Raw genomic sequence first — 19,136 nt, 5'->3', positions numbered from 1 at the left:
GTCGCAAAAAAAATCCGGAAAAATTTCCGGATTTTTTTATTTCTAAACGAATTATTAGCTTTTCAATTTCTCAGAAAGTTCTTTTACATATTTTTTAACTTCCTTATCCAATTTCGACATGTCTTTTATTTGGTCGCATGCATACATAACGGTCGAATGGTCTTTACCTCCCATTTCTTCACCAATTTTTGCAAAAGTAGAATTGGTAAATTCTTTAGCAAAATACATGGCCAACTGTCTTGGAAGTGCGATTTCTCTTTTTCTGGTTTTGGATAACAATTGATCTCTTTTTATTCCGAAATAATCGCAAACCACTTCTTGGATATAGACTACATCAATTACTTTTTTCTTGGTCGATGCAATTTTACTGATCGTATCTTTTAATAATTCTAAGGAAAGATCGGATTTATATACCGTTGAATAGGCTATTACAGAATTGATAACACCTATCAAATCTCTTACACTGCTGTTCACTTCATTAGCTAGGAAATCCAACATTTCCACTGAAAGTTGTATGCCATCTCGGCTCAATTTATCAACAATAATTTTTCTTCTAGTATCAAAATCCGGAGACTTAATTTCGGCAGTCAATCCCCATTTAAAACGGGACACAATCCTTTCTTGGATGTCCATAATATCCACAGGAGCACGGTCGGAAGTTAGGATAATTTGTTTTCCATTTTGATGTAGATAATCAAAAATATGGAAGAAACTGTCCTGAGTAGCCGGCTTACCGGAAAGGAATTGGATGTCGTCAATGATCAATACATCCACCATTTGATAAAAATTGGCAAACTCTGTTTGTTTATGAGCTTTAGCTGAAGAAACAAATTGCTGAATAAATTTTTCTGAAGAAATGTACAAAACAATTTTGTCAGGAAACTGAGCTTTAACCTCCAATCCTACAGCGTGTCCCAAGTGTGTTTTTCCTACCCCATAACCACCGTGTAAAAACAAAGGGTTGAATGCAGTTGCGCCTGGTCTTTTCGCAATGGATTTGGCCACTGTAGATGCAAACTTGTTGCTCTCACCTTCTACATAATTATCAAATGAAAAATCAGATTTAAGGTTAGAATCGATGTTTACTTTTTTAATTCCCGGAACAACAAATGGATTCACAATATTAGAAGCCAAAGACTGTGTAGGCATGGTTGCTTGTACTTTAGGTGTCGGTATGGAATTTCCCTTCACCTTAACCGTAATAGGATTTTCTTTCCCGACCGGTTTGTTTTCCATAACCGAATACCAAAGCTTTACTCCTTTTCCGATATTTTTTTTGAGCGAAGCCGAAAGTAAAGACAGGTAATTGTCTTCAATATATTCCTTATAAAAATCACTTGGAACCATCAATGTTAGGTTGTTATCCACCAACGAGATAGGCTGAACCTTTTCAAAGAGAAGGTTGAAAGAATTTTCCAGTTTCTTAAGGTCAGACTGTTCTTCGGCGGCGTTCAAATTGTCTCGCATAAATTGAAGACAATTCTCCCAAACCAACATTAAATTTTCGTTCATAACAAGGAATGTTTTACAAGATGAGTAAACTTTATCGGGAAAGCAAAAATGCATAATTTAATATTGATAAAAAAATCTTTGGACTATTGATTATTTAAAAATATATTTGTATGTATAAGAATAAACTTAAAATGATACACACAACACACAGATTACGAGTGCGTTACGGAGAGACAGACCCGATGAAATATGTATATTACGGCAACTATGCTGAATATCTGGAAGTTGCAAGAGTCGAACTTTTCCGTGAGCTTGGCATGTCCTATAACGAGATCGAACTTCGAGGCATTTGGCTTCCTGTTTCTGAATACAAAATAAAATATCTAAAACCTGCACTATACGATGAAATGCTAGAAATACACACTTTTGTTAGAAAAAAGCCAGGAGTTAGAATCGTTTTCGATTATGAAATTTATAATGAATCTAAACAAAAGATTACTGAAGCCCAAGTAACTTTATACTTCTTAGATTCCATTAAAAACAAAATAACTTCTTGTCCAGACTATTTAATGCAACTAATTGAGGATAAATGGCTAAATACTGAAATTTATTAACATTATGATAAATTGATATTCTCTATTAATTTATTAAAAATAAAAGGCTGTTTAGCAATCTAAACAGCCTTTTTTATATTAACTCAGAAAGAATTAGAGTAACAATGTTAAGGGTTGCTCTAGATAAGTTCTTAGTGTTTGTAAAAATGCTGCACCTGTTGCTCCATCAATCACGCGATGGTCGCATGCAAGTGACAATTTCATGGTATTACCAACGACAATCTGACCGTTCTTAACCACAGGCTTTTCAATAATAGCCCCTACAGATAAAATTGCTGAATTGGGTTGGTTAATGATGGAAGTAAAGGTTTCTATCCCGAACATTCCTAAATTGGACACGGAGAAAGTAGATCCTTCCATTTCGTTAGCTTTCAATTGTTTTGATTTGGCTCTAGAAGCCATATCTTTCACCGAAGCAGAAATCTGGTTATAGTTCATGAAATCGGTATTCTTCAACACCGGAACCACCAATCCATCCGGCACGGCAACCGCAACTCCTACATTAACATCGCCGTGGTGTACGATTTTATCGCCTGCCCAAGAAGAATTTACTTGTGGATGTTTTCTTAGAGCCATCGCTACCGCCTTGATGACCATATCGTTAAACGAAATTTTAGTATCCGGCAGAGTATTGATTTCTTTTCTTGCTTCAATGGCTTTATCCATAGAAATTTCGACCATCAAATAATAATGTGGTGCTGTGAACTTGCTTTCTGCCAGTCTTTTTGCAATCACATTTCTCATTTGTGAATTTGGCGTTTCTGTAGTTTCGCCACCGGTAATATTCATTACAACTGGAGAAGCAACTGCAACTGCCTGAGCTGGTTTTGCTTGAGGACTGTAGGATTCAATATCTTTTTTAATGATCCTTCCGTTTTCACCAGAACCTTTTACTGTGGACAAATCTATTCCCTTATCTTGAGCCATTTTCTTTGCCAAAGGAGAAACGGCCAATCTTTGACCAGTTGTAGCGACAACCTGTGGTGCACTTGCAACAACTTTCGTTTCAGCAACCGCTTTGGTTTCAGCTACGGGTTGTACATTTCCGCCACTTGCCACGATGGCTGAAACATCGGTTCCAGCAGGGCCAATAATAGCCAAAATACTATCAACAGGAGAAGCTTCGCCTTCTTGCACCCCTTGGTAAAGTAAAACTCCGTTAAATTCGGATTCGAAATCTTGTACCGCTTTATCGGTTTCGATTTCTGCAATAATATCACCTTCTTTTACGGCATCACCAACAGCTTTATTCCATTTTGCAACTTTACCTTCCGTCATGGTATCCGAAAGTCTAGGCATATTGATCACTTCAACACCAGCAGGCATTTCAGCCGTAGTTGCAACTTCTACAAGAGCAGTTGTTTCGACTTTTACTTCTGGGCTTGCAGTTTCAACGGGAGCCTGTCCGCCAATTAATGCAGAAATATCTTCTCCACTTTGACCGATGATGGCTAATATACTATCAACAGGAGCCGAGTCGCCTTCGTTTACACCGATGTATAAAAGAGTTCCGTTCCACTCGGTTTCGAAATCTTGTACCGCTTTGTCGGTTTCTATTTCGGCCAGTATATCGCCTTCTTTTACAGAATCTCCAAGTTTTTTATGCCATTTTGCTACTTTTCCTTCGGTCATTGTATCCGAAAGTCTAGGCATGGTTACTACTTCTGCCATAATTTTTTATATGATGCTATAATAATTAATAATTTATTGAAATGAAAATCCAGTAAACATTTAGAATTTTCAAAACATCTTCTTTTTAGTTTTCTAATTGATCCAAGAATGGATAATTGTCTTGTGCATATACATACTCGTATATTTTTTCTTCGGTTGGATACGGTGAGTTTTCCATAAACTCTACACATTCATCAACAAAAGCTCTGGATTCGTTGTCCATGGTTTCCAATTCTTGTTCGGTAGCCCATTTGTTTTCCAATATTCTATGTTTTACCAATTCAATTGGATCTTCTTGTTTGTGTGCTTCTACTTCTTCTTTGGATCTGTACGGCTCTGCATCAGACATGGAGTGACCTCTGAAGCGATAAGTTCTTGCTTCAATAAAAGTTGGCCCATCACCTCTTCTAGCTCTCTCAATAGCTTCATAAGCTACTTCTGCTACTTTTTCGGGATCCATAGCATCTACCGGCATGCACGGCATCTCGTAGCCCAAACCTAGTTTATAAATATCTTCGTGGTTGGCTGTTCTTTTCACAGAAGTTCCCATGGCGTATTGGTTATTTTCTACCACAAAAATTACGGGTAATTTCCAATTCATTGCCATGTTGAAGGTTTCGTGAAGAGAACCTTGTCTTGCTGCACCATCGCCAAAGAAACAGATATTGACTGCTTTTCTGTCAAAAAATTTATCGGCAAAGGCAATACCCGCACCCAAAGGAATTTGTCCACCAACGATACCGTGACCTCCATAAAAACGGTGTTCTTTACTAAAAATATGCATAGATCCACCCATTCCGCCAGAAGTTCCTGTTGCTTTTCCGCACAATTCGGCCATAATTCTTCTAGGATCTACTCCCATAGCCATTGGATGGATGTGACAACGATATGCGGTAATCATACTGTCTTTGGAAAGATCCATTGCATGGGTAAAACCTGCTGGAATGGCTTCTTGACCGTTATAAAGATGTAAAAATCCTCTGATTTTTTGTTTCAAGTATAGAGAACGACATTTGTCTTCAAATCGTCTCCACATTGTCATATCTGCGTACCATTTTAGGTAAACTTCCTTGGAAAATTCTTTCATAGTTGATCGAAATTAGTGAGCAAAAATAAGAAAAAACTTTGTTTTTTCGGGCAGTATCTTTTCAAAAGTTAATAAATCCTTAATGAAACGCATTTTCCTAAAAAAAAATGTTTCCCAAAAAGAGAAACAATTCATTTATTTTCAAAAGATTAACTTTAATTGACATCGTACTGAAATTGCCCGGTGTAGGTTCCGGTAATTGTTTCGCCACCTTGAGATTTCAAATTAAAAATCACTCTAAAATTATGGGCATCCAGATCAACAATACTGCTGCTACCGAATTCGAAATCGGTAATTTCTGTGGTACCTCTGGTAAATTTGGATTGAGAATCGCTTAGGTTTCTTATAGAGCTTGTTGTACTAAAACCGCCGTCCAATTTATCATTAAAAGGAAAAGTTTGATACAGTTTTACCGTTCTGGTAACTCCGTCTTCGGTCCCTGTTAGAATGATGGTATATTCATTGGTTTCTGAAGAGTTTTTAGCTTTTTTACCAATTAATTGAGCAGAATTGATGACATATCTAGCCCCATCACTATCTTTTATGTATCGATCGGCATTGGTATATAAAGGCGGGTTTTCTGTATCCTCTTCATTTCTGCACGATGTTGCGATTGAAAGAGTTGAAAGCCCCAAAAATAAGAATAGAAGTTTTTTCATTATTAAATTTGATATTTGTTGCACAAATATAATGATTAATTGTATTTTCCATTCATTATTTGTTTTTTTTTAATGACTTTCTCATCATGGACATCCAAATCGAATAATTAAATAATCTTTTTCAATCTTGTATAGAATTTCATTGCCCAATGATTGGAAAGATTTTCAAAATTGGTGTACGGATGATTTTCAGGTCTAAAGCCTCTAAAAAACTCCTCGACACTGGCCACCTCACTGCCTTCAAAATCGAAATCTTTATTTCCTATTTTTTCACGAATCACAGAATCAATCAATACAGAAGATCCACTAATTTTCAGTTTTTCTTTTTGGTTAAATGTTCCCAAAAGCACGGCTACATCATGGTTTTCATAGATTGCGATAAGATTTATTAATTTCTGATGGTGGTAAAAGCCATAAAAAGTCAAACATCCGGCATCGTGAAAATCAGAGAATAATTTTACATACAACTTCGTATCATTGCTATCCGAAGCACCTATTGCTGTTTCTTGGATAAACAAGAGTGCCTCGGTTTTGTTTTCAATATTTTTGATTTCGGAATGTTGTTTTATCTCTTCGTCTTGTCTAATTTTTCTTTTTCTTTTGGGCGAATATTTTTGGTAAACCAAATCGTAATCATTTTTGGGAATAATGTAATTTCTCTTTGATTTTAAAGTTTTAGAGAATTTATTGTACTCATTGAAGTTGTAATTCCAGACCCAATAGTTTTTGTCTAAATACTCTAAAAACTCATCGTTCACTTTTAAATCGTCTTTTTTAGAAAAAACGCCCAATTGCTGACACAACCTGGGATTAACAATCAATTTCAAGCCAAATTTCTTGACAAAAGGCAAGGGCATGACAGCATCATAATCGCCTTTCACCAAAATATTCCATTTTTTACCCGTTGTAATGTCTAAAAATTCTTTAGAAACTGAATATTTTTTTTGTGCCGATTGGTTGATGCAGTGGGTATATTTTGTAAAATCTATATTTTTATATTCAACCTCTTTTATCATAATAAATTTTCGTTGGCAAAGCTATAAAAAGAAGTTTGAGTAATGATAAGATGATCGATCAAAACAATATTCATCAACTTTCCGGCATCCGAGATCTGTTTGGTAATTTTTAGATCTTCTTGGCTGGGTTTCAAATTTCCAGAAGGATGATTGTGAGCGATGAAAATCCCTGTAGCCATCTGTTCCAAAGCTTTTTTTAAAATTATTCTAACATCGACCACCGTTCCGGAAATCCCACCTTGTGATATTTTTTCTTTTAACAAAACCTTGTTGTGTTGATTAACAAAAACCACCCAAAATTCCTCGGTTCTCAAATCGCCTAAATAGGGATGTAAAAGTTTGAAAACATCATTTGCAGAGCTAATCTGAGTCTTTTCTGGAAGTTCCTGAGCTGCTTTTCGTCTGCCAATTTCCAATGCGGTTGCTATGGCTATGGCTTTGGCCTCTCCTATTCCTTTAAATTTCATAAGATCTGCTGTAGTAAGCAAGGACAAGTGGTGCCAATTGTTATCCACAGAATCCAAAATTTTCCTAGCCAACTCGACCGCCGAGTCTTCCCTATTGCCACTTCCCATAATTATGGCCAACAATTCGGAATCGGAAAGAGACGCTTTACCTTTCAGTAAAAATTTTTCCCGAGGTCTGTCGTCTTCAGCTAGAAATTTTATGGACATTTTTCTTCTATTTATTTAATTATCAGATAATTAAACCGTCTTTCATCACCAATTTTCTATCGGTCACTTCTGCCAAATTGGTATTGTGTGTCACAATGACAAAGGTTTGTTGGTATTTGTCCCTCAAATCAAAAAACAATTGATGCAGATCATCGGCGTTTTTGGAGTCCAAATTTCCTGTAGGCTCATCGGCAAAGATAATTTTTGGAGAGTTGATCAAAGCTCTGGCAACCGCCACTCTTTGGGCTTCGCCTCCGGACAGTTCATTGGGTTTGTGGTGCAGGCGATCAATTATTTTAAGATCCTCAAAAAGCGAATAGGCTTTGGAATGATAATCTTCGTTTTTACCGGATATTTTTGTGGGCAAAAGTACATTTTCCAAAGCGGTAAATTCCGGTAATAATTGATGAAACTGAAATACAAAACCGATGTTTTGGTTTCTGAATTTTGACAATTCTTTATCTTTCATGTTCACAAAAGACTGACCGTCAATCAAAATTTCGGTTTGGTAATGCTGCGGTCGCGAAGGCAAATCCAAGGTGCCCAAAATCTGTAACAAAGTCGATTTTCCGGCTCCCGATTCTCCAACAATAGAGACCACCTCACCTTTTTTAATATGAACATCAACCCCTTTCAAAACTTCGAGGTCGCCGTAGTATTTATGAATATTTTTTGCTTTTATCATGTTTCAAAAATAGAACTTTTTTTTGAGTCTTTTGAATTTATACTAAAATTAAGCATCTGCGAAGCCTCTTGCTATTGTTCGGTAAAATGGGCTTTCAAAATCCTATCTTTACCTGCAAACACCAAACGATCTCGATCTACCCAAAGGCAAGTATAAAGATTTTTTTCATCGGAAATCTTCATCCAGGTTTTACCAAAATCTTTAGAATATGAAATGTGTTGATCTCCAATAGCAATCATCTCTTTACCTTTTGATTTTGGACGAATTTTTACACAGGTCATATACCCGGCATTATTTCCAGATGCTTGAATTTGCCATGTTTCCCCACCATCATTTGTGGTTGCAATGTTGTTGATATTGGCCTTTTGATCGGTATAATCTCCACCTACAGCAATACCAAAATTATTATTATAAAAATCAATAGAATACATCCCTTGCGAGGCTTTTCCGTGTACAAATGGAGTTTCTATTGCTTTTACAATTCTAGTAAATTTACTGTATCTGTATATTTTAGAAGACATGCCTCCCGTAACCAGCCATACATAATCTTTGGATGATGCAATATTGGAATTGCTGGCTGCAAATGCTGCTTCACCTTCATTTAAAATGATCGTTTTTGTGAAATAATTAATTTTTATTTCCTTATCATTATTAAAATACCCCCATTTAAGTTTTTTATTTGGTTCCGGATCACTAAAAACATAAAAATCACTATCATCGTAATACAATGCATCATAGAACGCTTTATTATCTGAATCTGTATGAACGATAGTGTAAGACAAATCGTTTTTGTTAATTTTAAAAAAATACGCTGGACTTTCTATGTTGATGGCAAAAACAGATTTTTTATCTGCAGCGATGGTTCGAAATTGCAACTTTTTGTCCGAAACCAACACTTGTTTATTTTGTGTTGAATCTTTTAGAGAAACAAATCCAATTTTGGAATCGGTACCGGAATACCAAATTTTATCCTGATCTAAGGTTATCGCTCTAATGCTGATCTTTTCATTCAGCAAAGGTGAGAAACTCAATTTTTGAGCTTGGATAGCAATCCCATTCGCTACTAAAAAAGCAAGTATAAAATTCTTCATAACACAAAAATAAAAAATCCGCTTCATTGCTGTAGCGGATTTGGGTTTATTTTTAATCTTTATTGTCAAGATCGATATCGTATTCTTCTAAGGGTTCTTGTTCTGCTTTAAAAGTCTCTCCAAAACCACCTGATTTTTGTAATTTAGAGTTTTTCTTACTGTACATAAAATAGATAATCAATCCCAAAACCATCCAAATTGCTGAGTATGTTTTAGCTTCTAAACTCAGGTTAAAAATAAGGTAAATATTGATCAGTATCCCACATACAGCAATAACTGGTAAAGCAGGTACTTTAAAGTTTCTTTGCAAATTCGGTTCTTTCACTCTTAGGATCCAAACGGCAACACAAACCATGGTAAAGGCAAACAAAGTTCCGAAACTGGTCATGTGTGCCAAATCGTTAATGGGCGTTAAAGAAGCCACCACTGCAATAACAATCCCTACAATAATTAGATTTTTTCTAGGAACTCCTGACAATGGATTCACTTTTGAGAAAGTCGAAGGAATAAGACCATCTTTAGACATACCTAAGAATATTCTGGATTGTCCCATGATCAGTACCATCAAAACTGAGATCAGACCAACAGTTGCAGCAATGGTAATGATATAACCTGCCCATTGTTGACCTGCAATATCAAAGGCATAGGCTACAGGAGCTTTTATGGCATCCGGATATTTTCCTAATGGATTGAAATCTGAATAATGCATCATCCCGGTTAATACTAAAGACACCAAGATATAAAGTACTGTACAGATTAATAATGAAGCGATGATGGCAAAAGGTACATCTTTTTTCGGATTGATGGCTTCTCCGGCTTGTGTAGAAACGGCATCGAAACCAACATAAGCAAAAAATATGGCCGAAGCACCGGCAATGACTCCTCCAATCCCGTATGCTGAATGCGAAACACCATTTTCTGTAATGGTTGTTGGCTCAGGGATGAACGGTACCCAATTGTCCATATTGATAAAAAATGCTCCCGCAATAATTACAAAAATAATTGCAGAAACCTTAAGCATTACTATAAAATTATTGGCTTTTGCAGCTCCTTTAGTTCCATTCAGCAAAATACCGATGACAAACAAAACGATTAATAATGCGGGTAAATTCATGGCAAATCCTGAGTTACCTGCCGCAGCGTAAGTTTGTGGATCTGTCGTCAGCCAATCCGGAAGATGCAGGCCAAACATTTTAAGTAACTTACCAAAATATCCGGACCAAGAAACAGCTACCGTCATCGATCCCATGGCGTATTCCAGAATAAGCCCCCAACCGATAACCCACGCAAAAATTTCTCCTACAGTTCCGTAAGCATAGGCGTAAGCAGAACCTTCTACGGGGAGAATTGAGGCAAACTCGGCATAACACAAAGCTGCAAAAACACAAGCTATTCCGGCTATTACAAAAGATAGCGCCAATGCAGGTCCTGCGTTATAATAAGCTCCGGTTCCGGTAAGTACAAAAATACCGCCACCGATAATGGCACCAATCCCAATGGCTGTTAAACTCCATTTACCCAATACCCTTTTCAGCTGACTTTTTTTGATGTCTGCTTCATAAGCTTCCATGGGTTTTTTAATCCAAATATTCGACATATAAATATATTTTTACAATTCACGAAAGTAAAAAAAATTTAAAAACTTTAACTTATATTACTAAATAAACTTTAATATTTTTTCCATATCGTATTTAATTCGCCTATTTTCAGTATGAAAAATTTATTCAAGGGATCTTGGGTTCATTCAAAACAAATTTTAAATACAACTTTATCATAAATTGAATTCAATTGAAAAAGTATTGTTATTTTTGAATTAAATATATACAAAACACAACATTTGAAAATGAAAATAACCACAACCCTAAGTCTTGTATTTCTATTTTTCGGATATACGCATTTCTACACTCAAAACACCGATACCAAGGTCGTTCACAAAAGAACTTATACAAAAAAAGAAGAGTTGAATACGGGTACTACCAACCAAAATATAAAACCCGAAAGAACCTACGCAACCAAGCCCATAAAAGCAGAATTGGCAGATAAGAAAGATAAAGACTTGGGGCCGAAAACAAACAACGAACCGAGCATTATCGAAAGAATTGAAAAAAAAGACAGTCCAAAAAAATCAGAGTCGTCCTTTTGGTCTTGGCTATTTGGAAAAAAATCGTCACAAAAAACATCCGTTTCAAAAAATAGTACAAACAAAAAATATAAGAACCGTACCATCTACACCGGCCCAAATGGTGGACGATACTACATCAACAAAAACGGAAATAAAACCTATATCCACTAAAAAATGAAAAAAACCATACTTCTTCTATTTGCAACCATAAGTTTTGAAATGTCGGCACAGACAGAGTTGGTCTTTGTTTTTTTTAAAGATAAACCCAATAAAGCCGCATTCTACGCCAATCCTTTGTCCGAACTTACACAAAAGTCCCTAAACCGTCGATTGGCTCTAGGCATTTCGCTAAACGATCAAGATGCTCCTATTGAGCCTTCTTATATTCAGAATATTCAGAATTTAGGATTTACCGTTACCGATTATTCTAAATGGTTAAATGGAGTTGCCGTAAACGCTACAGCAGCAGAAAAGGTTGTATTACAAAGCCAAACTTTTGTACAATCGGTGGAAAGTTTTGCAAAAAATACGAATCCTTCAACTAAAAATTCCACATTCAACAAATGGGAAAATACCAACAAAGCCTCATTAATCAATTTTAATTATGGGAATGGCTTAGCACAGATTGACCAAATTAATCTTAGAAACCTGCATTTGTCCGGATACACAGGCAACGGAACCACAATTGCTGTTATAGACACCGGTTTTCCGCAAGTTGATAGCGGGACACCGTTTTCCAGATTGTGGACCAACAACAAAATAAAAGGCGGCTACAATTTTATTTCGAAAAATACTGACATTTACAATACCAACCTCTATGCACACGGCACTGTGGTTTTAGGAGCCATAGGCGGTTATATCGACGGAACTTTTGTAGGGTCTGCTCCAGATGCCGATTTTTATCTGTACACAACCGAAAGTTATAACCAAGAAATCCCAGAAGAACAACTCTACTGGATAGAAGCCGCGGAAGAAGCCGATAGAAAAGGTGTGGACATCATCACCACTTCTTTGGGCTACAATGTTTTTGACGACCCGAGATACAATTTGCAATACAGTGACATGAACGGTACTACTTCTTTTATTGCCAGAGGTGCACAAATTGCTACAGAAAAAGGAATTTTTGTATTGGCAGCTGCAGGAAATGCCGGTCAGCAAAGCTGGCATTACATCATGACACCGGCGGACAATGCAAAGGTTTTCACCATTGGTGCTGTGGATAACTTGGGAGTTTCCTCTAATTTTTCATCATTTGGTCCCAATTCTTTAGGAATTGTAAAACCGGATGCCAGTGCCAGAGGTACAGCTACGGCTTCTGTAAACGGAACAGGTGCAACCACATCCAGCGGAACCTCTCTTGCAACACCGGTTGCAGCTGGTGGAGTAGCTTGTCTAATACAAGCATTCCCCAATATGAACCGTGATCTTATGAGAACAAAATTGAGAGAAACCGCTTCGTTATTTCCAAATTATACCAACCAAATTGGATATGGTATCTTGAATTTCGGATTGTTACTGAACACCTTGAGTACCGAAGAATTTTCAGTAAAAACTCCAGTTACCGTCTATCCAAATCCGGCCCATGAAACGGTAAACATCAACAGTAATTTAACTCCCGATAAGGTAGAAATCTACGATCAGCTTGGAAGATTAATATTGAAAAATGAAAATGAAAAGTCTATAAATATACATTCTTTAGACAATGGCATCTATTATTTAAAAATTTTCATAAACCAAGACTTTACCATTAAGAAGTTCATCAAAAAAAATTAAATTATTTTGAAAACCATCTATTAATGGTTATTTTAGCACCGTTGTACAAATCGAACACAAAGATAATGAGCGCAAATTCTATATTCAAAATTGCATTGGTACCCATTTTATTGGCCTTATTTCTATATGCACTTCAGATTATTTTCGGGTGGTTATCCGAAGCCGATAACAATTCTGTTATTCTGGGTGTTGTTTCACTGAGTTTACTTTTTGTTTCAACATATTTCATCATCAAAAAAATATATTTTACAAATGAATAAAAACAAAATCAGCCTAGCTATTGGCGGAGCGTTAAGTTTTATAATGCTAATTATTGTACTCACCTGTACCGAAAGAATTGATGCAGGACACGAAGGTCTTTTGGTAAAAATGTACGGATCCGACAAAGGGGTGCAAGATGTAGCGTTGGTTACAGGTCGCGTTTGGTATAACCCACTTACAGAACAGGTTTTCGAGGTGCCAACTTATGTTCAGACCATTAATTATCAACCCTTTACCGTGAATGCCAAAGACGGATCGGTATTTACTGTAGATCCCACCATGTCTCTGAAAGTTATAGATGGACAATCGCCTAAAATATTTAAAAAGTACAGAAAAAACATTGACGAAGTATTACAAAACACTTTGGTTAACCACATTAAAGATGTATATAGAATTGAATTCAACAAGTACACAACCGATTCCATCATCAGTCGTAGAGAAGCTTTTGAAAACGGGGTTCAAGATAAAATGAATAAATTTTTGGAGAAAGAAGGTTTTGCCATGGAGCAATTGACCTCCGGAATACAATATCCAGATGCCATTACCAAAGCCATTAATGCAAAAAATGCAGCGATACAAGAAGCACAACGAGTGGAAAACGAATTAAAAGTTGCTGAGGCCAATGCTAAAAAACTTATCGTACAAGCTGAAGCAGAGGCTAAAGCCAACGAACTAAGAAAACAATCGCTTAACAATTTACTTATCCAACAACAATTTATTGAAAAATGGGACGGCAAAACCGCTATTTACGGCAACGCTCCTTCCTTCTTCAAATCAGTTGATTAACACCTAAAAAATCACTTCGTTGGAAGTGATTTTTTTTATCAATAATACAAATTGTTTTTTATTGAAATATAAAAACATAAATTTATCCTCTAAAAAATAGATATGCTCAATTTTGAATTTAAAAATCCTACCAAAATTATTTTTGGAAAAGGAGAAATCCATAAACTATCCAAAGAGATCCCTCAAAATGCTAAAATATTAATGCTTTATGGCGGTGGAAGTATAAAATCCAACGGCATCTACGACCAAGTAAAATCGGCACTTTCAGACTTTGATTTGTCCGAATTTGGAGGCATACCTGCCAATCCAGAATATTCTGTTTTATTGGATGCCCTGAAGGTGATCCAGGAGAAAAACATCGATTATCTTTTGGCAGTTGGCGGTGGTTCTGTAATTGATGGAACTAAATTTTTAGCGGCTGCTTCAAAATACGATGGAGATGAACCTTGGGATATTTTAACCCAAAAAATTAGATTTTTTGAAGGCGATGCTTTGCCTTTCGCAACGGTGCTTACACTCCCCGCAACAGGTTCTGAAATGAATTCGGGTTATGTCATTTCCAGAAGAGAAACCAAAGAAAAACTTTCCAGTGGTGGCCCAGGATTATTTCCTCAATTTTCTATTATGGATCCGGAAGTCATTCGCAGCATTCCGAAAAAACAAATTGCCAACGGAATTGCCGATGCCTACTCTCATGTCTTGGAACAATACATGACCTATCCAACCGCTGCCACATTACAAGAAAGAATTATGGAGAGCATTATGATTACCCTGCAAGAAGTTGCTCCTAAAGTTTTGGCAGATGAATTTGATTACGATGCTGCAGCCAATTTTATGTGGTGTTGCACCATGGCTCTCAACGGTTTGATCAGCAAAGGGGTACCTACAGATTGGGCGGTACATTCGATGGGACACGAGTTGACAGCACTCTTTGGTATAGATCATGCCAGAACTTTAGCAATAATTGCTCCGTCGCATTATCGTTTCAATATGGAAAATAAAATAGGAAAACTTTGTCAGTACGCAGATAGAGTTTGGAATATCTCTGGGGAAAATGCAAAAGAAAAAGCAGAATTTGGAATTAAAAAAATGGAAGAATTTTTCCAAGGAATGGGCATTCCTACCCGATTATCGGGCTATGTTGAAGAATATGAAGGAACTGCTGAAAAAATTCAACAATCGTTTACCGAAAGAAATTGGATCTTGGGCGAAAGGAAAAACATCGGCCCCGATGAGGTTTTGGAAATTGTAAAAATGAGTTACTAAAATTTAAAAATCCCGGATCGTCTAAGTTGATCCGGGATTTTTTTATTTCTTTTTATTTACAGCGGTTTCGTCTATCCAACGATCCTTGTTGTTGGAGTCTAAAAGGTACAGGATATCGTCTTGTTTGGTCAAGAGCATCACTTTGGTGATGGGAACGGCTATTTTTTTCCCTTCCAACTTATCAAAACGAAGCGAAACTACATTTTTTCCGGTTTTCACAACATCCCCTGAAAAGACATTGGATGAGCTATCGCCACGGGATTTATCATCAAAAACTTCTACAAAATTGGCATTTTTTCCTTTGATGATGATGAACATTCTCTCGGTATGATCATCAAATTCTTTGATCTGAATAAATTTTTTATCATCAAAATTAACATTGTCCACTTTTTGGTTAATGCCTTTTTGAGTTTCTAATTTATCCAAAATAGCGTTCAGCGTTCCGTACTGAGCTTTGAAACCCATGACAGAGGCTCCAAAAACAAGAGTGTAAATTATTTTTTTCATTTTTTATGTGTTTTAAAAGATGGACTGATAAGCAAAACTTACCAGTCCAAAAGTGTTAAAAAATTCATTCAATTTTACAAGTTCCCTCTTCTTTCTTGTTCTTTTTCCAAGGCTTCGAAAAGAGCTTTGAAATTACCTGCTCCAAAGCTTTGCGCTCCGTGTCTTTCGATAATTTCATAGAATAATGTTGGTCTGTCTTCTACGGGTTTAGTAAAGATTTGTAGCAGATAACCTTCTTCATCGCAATCAATTAGGATTCCTAAATCTTGCAATTTCTTAATATCTTCGTCAATATGACCTACTCTTTCCGGTACCATATTGTAATACGCTTCTGGTGGTGCAGAAAGGAATTCGACCCCTCTTGCTTTAAGTTCTGTAACCGTTTTGATGATGTCTTTGGTGGCCACCGCAATGTGTTGTACACCTTCGCCTTCATAAAAATCCAAATATTCTTCTACCTGAGATTTTTTCTTACCTTCAGCAGGTTCGTTAATTGGGAATTTGGCATAACCGTTACCGTTAGACATTACTTTGGACATCAAAGCAGAGTATTCTGTGTTGATCTGCTTGTCATCAAAGCTAAGGATGTTTACAAATCCCATTACATCTTCGTACCATTTCACAACCGGCAACATTCTGTCCCAATCTACATTTCCTACGCAATGATCTACATACAAAAGACCAACATCGGATGGGTTGTAGTCGCTTTCCCATTTCTCATAACCCGGCATGAAAGCACCCGTATAATTTTTTCTTTCGATAAACATGTGTACGGTTTCTCCGTAAGTGTAAACCCCTGACATTCTAACTTCTCCAAATTCGTCGGTAAGGGTTTTAGGCTCCATGTATGGTTTTCCACCTCTTTTAGTGGTTTCTTCAAACGCTTTGTAGGCATCATCTACCCAAAGAGCAAGGATTTTTACACCGTCGCCGTGTTTTCTTTGGTGTTCGCAAATGGGAGAGTCTGAGTTAAGACCGGAAGTTAATACCAACCTGATCTTTCCTTGTTGCAAAACATAAGACGCTCTGTCTCTAACTCCGGTTTCTGGTCCTGCGTAGGCTACGGATTGAAAACCAAAAGCCGTTTTATAATAATGTGCGGATTGCTTAGCATTTCCTACATAAAACTCAATATAATCGGTACCGTTAATGGGCAAAAAATTTTCTGCCTGTGCGATTTTCTCTGCAAATGTGAGTGTTGACATTTTTATTTTTTAGATTATTGTTTCTGTATTATTTTTTACAAATATATTAAAACTATACAAATAACAATCTACCAATCGTACAATTTACTATTGAGTTAAGGAAATATTTATTAAGATGAAAATGTCTTATTTTTTATTTACAACGGGAAGTATTTCATTTTTGTTAAGTCCAAATCGTTTAATATCTTCATCTGCAAATCGTTGTGAATAGAACAAGGCTTGTGCTTCAAAACCCACTTCGGACAATCTATCGAAATAGTCCATTCCGTACCATCTGACATGATCGTATTGTCCAAAATGTTTTTGTCTTTCTTTGGGGTCAATAATGGAAAAGTCTTCGTAAGTTTTCTCTAATGAATTTTTCATGGGAACCTGAAAAATACCCCAACCACCCGGTTTCATCACTCGGAAAAGTTCGGACATGGCTTTTCTATCGTCCGCAATATGCTCCAAGACATGGTTACAAATGACCACATCAAAACTTTCACTGGCAAAAGGCAGATCTAAAATATCGGCTTTTACATCGACAATTGGAGAGTACAGATCGGCAGAAGTATAATCCAAATTGGACATTTTCCTGAATCTTTTTAGAAATTCCTGTTCGGGTGCGATGTGCAAAACCTTTAAATTTTTGATGAAAAAATCGGTTTCATTCTGAAGGTACAACCACATTTGACGGTGCCTTTCCAAACTTAAAGTCCCGGGAGACAGTGCATTTTCTCTTTGCTTTCCGTATCCGTAGGGTAAAAATTTACGATAGGATTTTCCATCAATAGGATCGGTAAATTGATCTCCTTTATAATATTGATAAAGAACAGGACGAATCCAAAGACTAAATTTTATTAGTAAAGGTCTTGGTATGACATTCAGGGCAATCTGAGTGATTTTTTTTTTCACTTTTTGAATTTAAAAAAGATACGGTTCAAAAATAAAAATTTCTGAACCGTATCTTGACTATTTTTTAAAAAATTTTAAAAATCTTGGGTAAATGGTTTTTCCTCGTCACTTACTATACCCAATGCATCGTAAATATACTGGAATGTAGAAAGCAAAACCGGCTTCCCGTTGATGATGGCAACATCGTGTTCAAAATGAGCCGAAGGCGAGTTGTCTTTAGAAGTTACTGTCCATCCATCGTCATGAAATTTCACCTCATGAGTACCAAGATTGATCATGGGTTCAATGGCCAAAGCAATGCCGTCTTTTAAGACTTTACCACTTCCTTTTCTTCCATAATTCGGAACTTGTGGATCTTCGTGCATTTTTTTACCCAAACCGTGTCCCACCAATTCTCTTACAACCCCATAACCGTGGGCTTCGCAATAAGTTTGTATCGCATTGGAGATGTCTCCAACTCTTTTACCTCGCACACATTGCTCTATCCCTTTGTATAAGGATTCTTTGGTTATTTGCAATAATTTTTTTGTTTCGGCAGCCACTTCTCCCACCTCGAAAGAGTAGGCATGATCTCCGTAGAAACCATTCATATAAACCCCACAATCCACAGAAAGGATATCGCCTTCTTGCAGTGGTTGGTTGTTTGGGATGCCGTGTACCACTTCGGCATTTGGAGAGATGCACAAAGAGTTTGGAAAGCCGTACATTCCTAAAAATGCAGGTTCGCCACCGTGATCTTTGATGTAATCGTGTGCCAATTTATCCAACTGTAAAGTGGTGACACCGGGCTGAATAATTTTAGCAATCTCTCCTAAAGTTTTAGAAACCAATTGTGCAGATTGACGCATCAGTCGGAGTTCTTCTATTGTTTTTAGTTGTATCATACTGTATATAAAAATTGAGAAAAAACTACCAGAAAAGTCCCTTTTTCTTTTCTTTTTTTAATTTTGAATAGGCCAGAACTTCTTTTCCATCTACTCTAAATTCAATTTTATCGTTGATGATGTTATAGATTTCGCCCCAACCTGGAAAGCCGCCCAAGTTTCTATCATCAATGAACAAATCGGCATCGATCTTTCTGGATTGAGTTTCTGAGTCGAAAATTTCTCCTTCAAAACTGGAGTTAACCGCATAAAAATCGATTCCGTTTTTTGAGCAGAACTCAACGGCTTCTTCTAAAGATCTTCCGTGTCTATAGGTCCACAGAATAAGTCTATACCCTTCTGCTTGTAGTTTTTTTAAGGTTTCGAATGCGAATATTTTGGGTTTACCAATTCCAGGATACGCATCATCTACGATGGTTCCATCAAAATCGATAGCTAATTTTTTATTGCTTTTGATCATGTTTGTATTTTAAAAAACGATGCAAA

General features: G+C 36.6%; 20 protein-coding genes. 6 read left to right on the top strand and 14 right to left on the bottom strand.

Annotated elements, in window-relative coordinates:
* Positions 1–54: 54 nt before the first annotated feature.
* Entirely contained in the window at positions 55–1,512 is a 1,458-nt protein-coding gene (gene dnaA, locus H9Q20_RS00175; RefSeq protein ID WP_187478014.1) for a chromosomal replication initiator protein DnaA, read from the bottom strand.
* Between the two features lie 131 nt (positions 1,513–1,643).
* Here dnaA and H9Q20_RS00170 point away from each other — a divergent pair, with 131 nt between their 5' ends.
* Positions 1,644–2,066, top strand: a complete 423-nt coding sequence (locus tag H9Q20_RS00170; protein WP_124642147.1) for an acyl-CoA thioesterase — start codon at positions 1,644–1,646, stop codon at positions 2,064–2,066.
* A gap of 93 nt (positions 2,067–2,159) precedes the next feature.
* On the opposite strand, the gene H9Q20_RS00165 is transcribed toward H9Q20_RS00170, so the two are convergent.
* From H9Q20_RS00165 to H9Q20_RS00130, 8 genes are all read right to left on the bottom strand, one after another.
* On the bottom strand, positions 2,160–3,737 hold the full coding sequence (locus H9Q20_RS00165; RefSeq protein ID WP_187478013.1) for a pyruvate dehydrogenase complex dihydrolipoamide acetyltransferase: 1,578 nt from the start codon (positions 3,735–3,737) through the stop codon (positions 2,160–2,162).
* A gap of 85 nt (positions 3,738–3,822) precedes the next feature.
* Positions 3,823–4,824, bottom strand: a complete 1,002-nt coding sequence (gene pdhA / locus H9Q20_RS00160; RefSeq protein ID WP_124642120.1) for a pyruvate dehydrogenase (acetyl-transferring) E1 component subunit alpha — start codon at positions 4,822–4,824, stop codon at positions 3,823–3,825.
* A 155-nt stretch (positions 4,825–4,979) separates the two neighbouring features.
* Positions 4,980–5,483 (bottom strand): hypothetical protein, encoded by a 504-nt coding sequence (locus H9Q20_RS00155; protein ID WP_124642118.1) that lies wholly within the window; start codon positions 5,481–5,483, stop codon positions 4,980–4,982.
* A gap of 107 nt (positions 5,484–5,590) precedes the next feature.
* Complete coding sequence (locus H9Q20_RS00150) at positions 5,591–6,499, bottom strand: hypothetical protein (RefSeq protein WP_187478012.1); 909 nt, start codon at positions 6,497–6,499, stop codon at positions 5,591–5,593.
* Complete coding sequence (gene radC, locus H9Q20_RS00145; RefSeq protein WP_124642114.1) at positions 6,496–7,173, bottom strand: RadC family protein; 678 nt, start codon at positions 7,171–7,173, stop codon at positions 6,496–6,498. Before radC ends, H9Q20_RS00150 begins: the two co-directional genes overlap by 4 nt.
* Before the next feature lie 22 nt (positions 7,174–7,195).
* On the bottom strand, positions 7,196–7,858 hold the full coding sequence (locus H9Q20_RS00140; protein WP_187478011.1) for an ABC transporter ATP-binding protein: 663 nt from the start codon (positions 7,856–7,858) through the stop codon (positions 7,196–7,198).
* A gap of 71 nt (positions 7,859–7,929) precedes the next feature.
* On the bottom strand, positions 7,930–8,949 hold the full coding sequence (locus H9Q20_RS00135) for a WD40/YVTN/BNR-like repeat-containing protein (protein ID WP_124642110.1): 1,020 nt from the start codon (positions 8,947–8,949) through the stop codon (positions 7,930–7,932).
* Positions 8,950–9,001: 52 nt separating this feature from the next.
* Positions 9,002–10,546 (bottom strand): APC family permease, encoded by a 1,545-nt coding sequence (locus tag H9Q20_RS00130; RefSeq protein WP_124642108.1) that lies wholly within the window; start codon positions 10,544–10,546, stop codon positions 9,002–9,004.
* 246 nt (positions 10,547–10,792) lie between these two features.
* Between H9Q20_RS00130 and H9Q20_RS00125 the strand changes: the two genes are divergently transcribed.
* The 5 genes from H9Q20_RS00125 to H9Q20_RS00105 all read left to right on the top strand — a co-directional run bounded on the left by H9Q20_RS00125 (position 10,793) and on the right by H9Q20_RS00105 (position 15,157).
* Positions 10,793–11,242, top strand: a complete 450-nt coding sequence (locus tag H9Q20_RS00125; protein ID WP_124642106.1) for a hypothetical protein — start codon at positions 10,793–10,795, stop codon at positions 11,240–11,242.
* 3 nt (positions 11,243–11,245) lie between these two features.
* Entirely contained in the window at positions 11,246–12,844 is a 1,599-nt protein-coding gene (locus tag H9Q20_RS00120; RefSeq protein ID WP_187478010.1) for a S8/S53 family peptidase, read from the top strand.
* Between the two features lie 65 nt (positions 12,845–12,909).
* Entirely contained in the window at positions 12,910–13,104 is a 195-nt protein-coding gene (locus tag H9Q20_RS00115) for a hypothetical protein (protein WP_124642102.1), read from the top strand.
* Positions 13,097–13,891: a prohibitin family protein gene (locus H9Q20_RS00110; protein ID WP_124642100.1), complete on the top strand. Its 795-nt coding sequence runs from the start codon at positions 13,097–13,099 to the stop codon at positions 13,889–13,891. Before H9Q20_RS00115 ends, H9Q20_RS00110 begins: the two co-directional genes overlap by 8 nt.
* Positions 13,892–13,993: 102 nt before the next feature.
* Positions 13,994–15,157, top strand: a complete 1,164-nt coding sequence (locus H9Q20_RS00105; protein WP_124642098.1) for an iron-containing alcohol dehydrogenase — start codon at positions 13,994–13,996, stop codon at positions 15,155–15,157.
* A gap of 42 nt (positions 15,158–15,199) precedes the next feature.
* On the opposite strand, the gene H9Q20_RS00100 is transcribed toward H9Q20_RS00105, so the two are convergent.
* The 5 genes from H9Q20_RS00100 to H9Q20_RS00080 form a co-directional block, all read right to left on the bottom strand.
* Entirely contained in the window at positions 15,200–15,664 is a 465-nt protein-coding gene (locus H9Q20_RS00100; RefSeq protein WP_124642096.1) for a hypothetical protein, read from the bottom strand.
* Positions 15,665–15,738: 74 nt separating this feature from the next.
* Positions 15,739–16,869 (bottom strand): 4-hydroxyphenylpyruvate dioxygenase, encoded by a 1,131-nt coding sequence (gene hppD, locus H9Q20_RS00095; protein ID WP_124642094.1) that lies wholly within the window; start codon positions 16,867–16,869, stop codon positions 15,739–15,741.
* 126 nt (positions 16,870–16,995) lie between these two features.
* The gene (locus H9Q20_RS00090) at positions 16,996–17,766 is read right to left on the bottom strand and encodes a class I SAM-dependent methyltransferase (protein WP_124642092.1); all 771 of its coding nucleotides are present in this window, start codon (positions 17,764–17,766) and stop codon (positions 16,996–16,998) included.
* Positions 17,767–17,840: 74 nt separating this feature from the next.
* Positions 17,841–18,650 carry a type I methionyl aminopeptidase gene (gene map, locus H9Q20_RS00085; RefSeq protein WP_124642091.1) on the bottom strand — a complete coding sequence of 270 codons (810 nt, stop codon included), beginning with the start codon at positions 18,648–18,650 and terminating at the stop codon, positions 17,841–17,843.
* A 25-nt stretch (positions 18,651–18,675) separates the two neighbouring features.
* On the bottom strand, positions 18,676–19,107 hold the full coding sequence (locus tag H9Q20_RS00080; RefSeq protein WP_124642145.1) for a BT0820 family HAD-type phosphatase: 432 nt from the start codon (positions 19,105–19,107) through the stop codon (positions 18,676–18,678).
* Positions 19,108–19,136: the final 29 nt, after the last annotated feature.

This window comes from Amniculibacterium sp. G2-70 (assembly GCF_014353055.1).
GTDB classification, from domain to species: Bacteria; Bacteroidota; Bacteroidia; order Flavobacteriales; family Weeksellaceae; genus Amniculibacterium; species Amniculibacterium aquaticum.
Note: the sequence above shows the minus strand (reverse complement) of the source record. Positions and strands in the feature narration are given on the sequence as shown.

Bases quoted from the DNA above. Each gene is read 5' to 3' on its own strand.
- dnaA (WP_187478014.1), bottom strand. From the start codon at position 1,512: ATGAACGAAAATTTAATGTTGGTTTGGGAGAATTGTCTTCAATTTATG.
- H9Q20_RS00170 (WP_124642147.1), top strand. From the start codon at position 1,644: ATGATACACACAACACACAGATTACGAGTGCGTTACGGAGAGACAGAC.
- H9Q20_RS00165 (WP_187478013.1), bottom strand. From the start codon at position 3,737: ATGGCAGAAGTAGTAACCATGCCTAGACTTTCGGATACAATGACCGAA.
- pdhA (WP_124642120.1), bottom strand. From the start codon at position 4,824: ATGAAAGAATTTTCCAAGGAAGTTTACCTAAAATGGTACGCAGATATG.
- H9Q20_RS00155 (WP_124642118.1), bottom strand. From the start codon at position 5,483: ATGAAAAAACTTCTATTCTTATTTTTGGGGCTTTCAACTCTTTCAATC.
- H9Q20_RS00150 (WP_187478012.1), bottom strand. From the start codon at position 6,499: ATGATAAAAGAGGTTGAATATAAAAATATAGATTTTACAAAATATACC.
- radC (WP_124642114.1), bottom strand. From the start codon at position 7,173: ATGTCCATAAAATTTCTAGCTGAAGACGACAGACCTCGGGAAAAATTT.
- H9Q20_RS00140 (WP_187478011.1), bottom strand. From the start codon at position 7,858: ATGATAAAAGCAAAAAATATTCATAAATACTACGGCGACCTCGAAGTT.
- H9Q20_RS00135 (WP_124642110.1), bottom strand. From the start codon at position 8,949: ATGAAGAATTTTATACTTGCTTTTTTAGTAGCGAATGGGATTGCTATC.
- H9Q20_RS00130 (WP_124642108.1), bottom strand. From the start codon at position 10,546: ATGTCGAATATTTGGATTAAAAAACCCATGGAAGCTTATGAAGCAGAC.
- H9Q20_RS00125 (WP_124642106.1), top strand. From the start codon at position 10,793: ATGAAAATAACCACAACCCTAAGTCTTGTATTTCTATTTTTCGGATAT.
- H9Q20_RS00120 (WP_187478010.1), top strand. From the start codon at position 11,246: ATGAAAAAAACCATACTTCTTCTATTTGCAACCATAAGTTTTGAAATG.
- H9Q20_RS00115 (WP_124642102.1), top strand. From the start codon at position 12,910: ATGAGCGCAAATTCTATATTCAAAATTGCATTGGTACCCATTTTATTG.
- H9Q20_RS00110 (WP_124642100.1), top strand. From the start codon at position 13,097: ATGAATAAAAACAAAATCAGCCTAGCTATTGGCGGAGCGTTAAGTTTT.
- H9Q20_RS00105 (WP_124642098.1), top strand. From the start codon at position 13,994: ATGCTCAATTTTGAATTTAAAAATCCTACCAAAATTATTTTTGGAAAA.
- H9Q20_RS00100 (WP_124642096.1), bottom strand. From the start codon at position 15,664: ATGAAAAAAATAATTTACACTCTTGTTTTTGGAGCCTCTGTCATGGGT.
- hppD (WP_124642094.1), bottom strand. From the start codon at position 16,869: ATGTCAACACTCACATTTGCAGAGAAAATCGCACAGGCAGAAAATTTT.
- map (WP_124642091.1), bottom strand. From the start codon at position 18,650: ATGATACAACTAAAAACAATAGAAGAACTCCGACTGATGCGTCAATCT.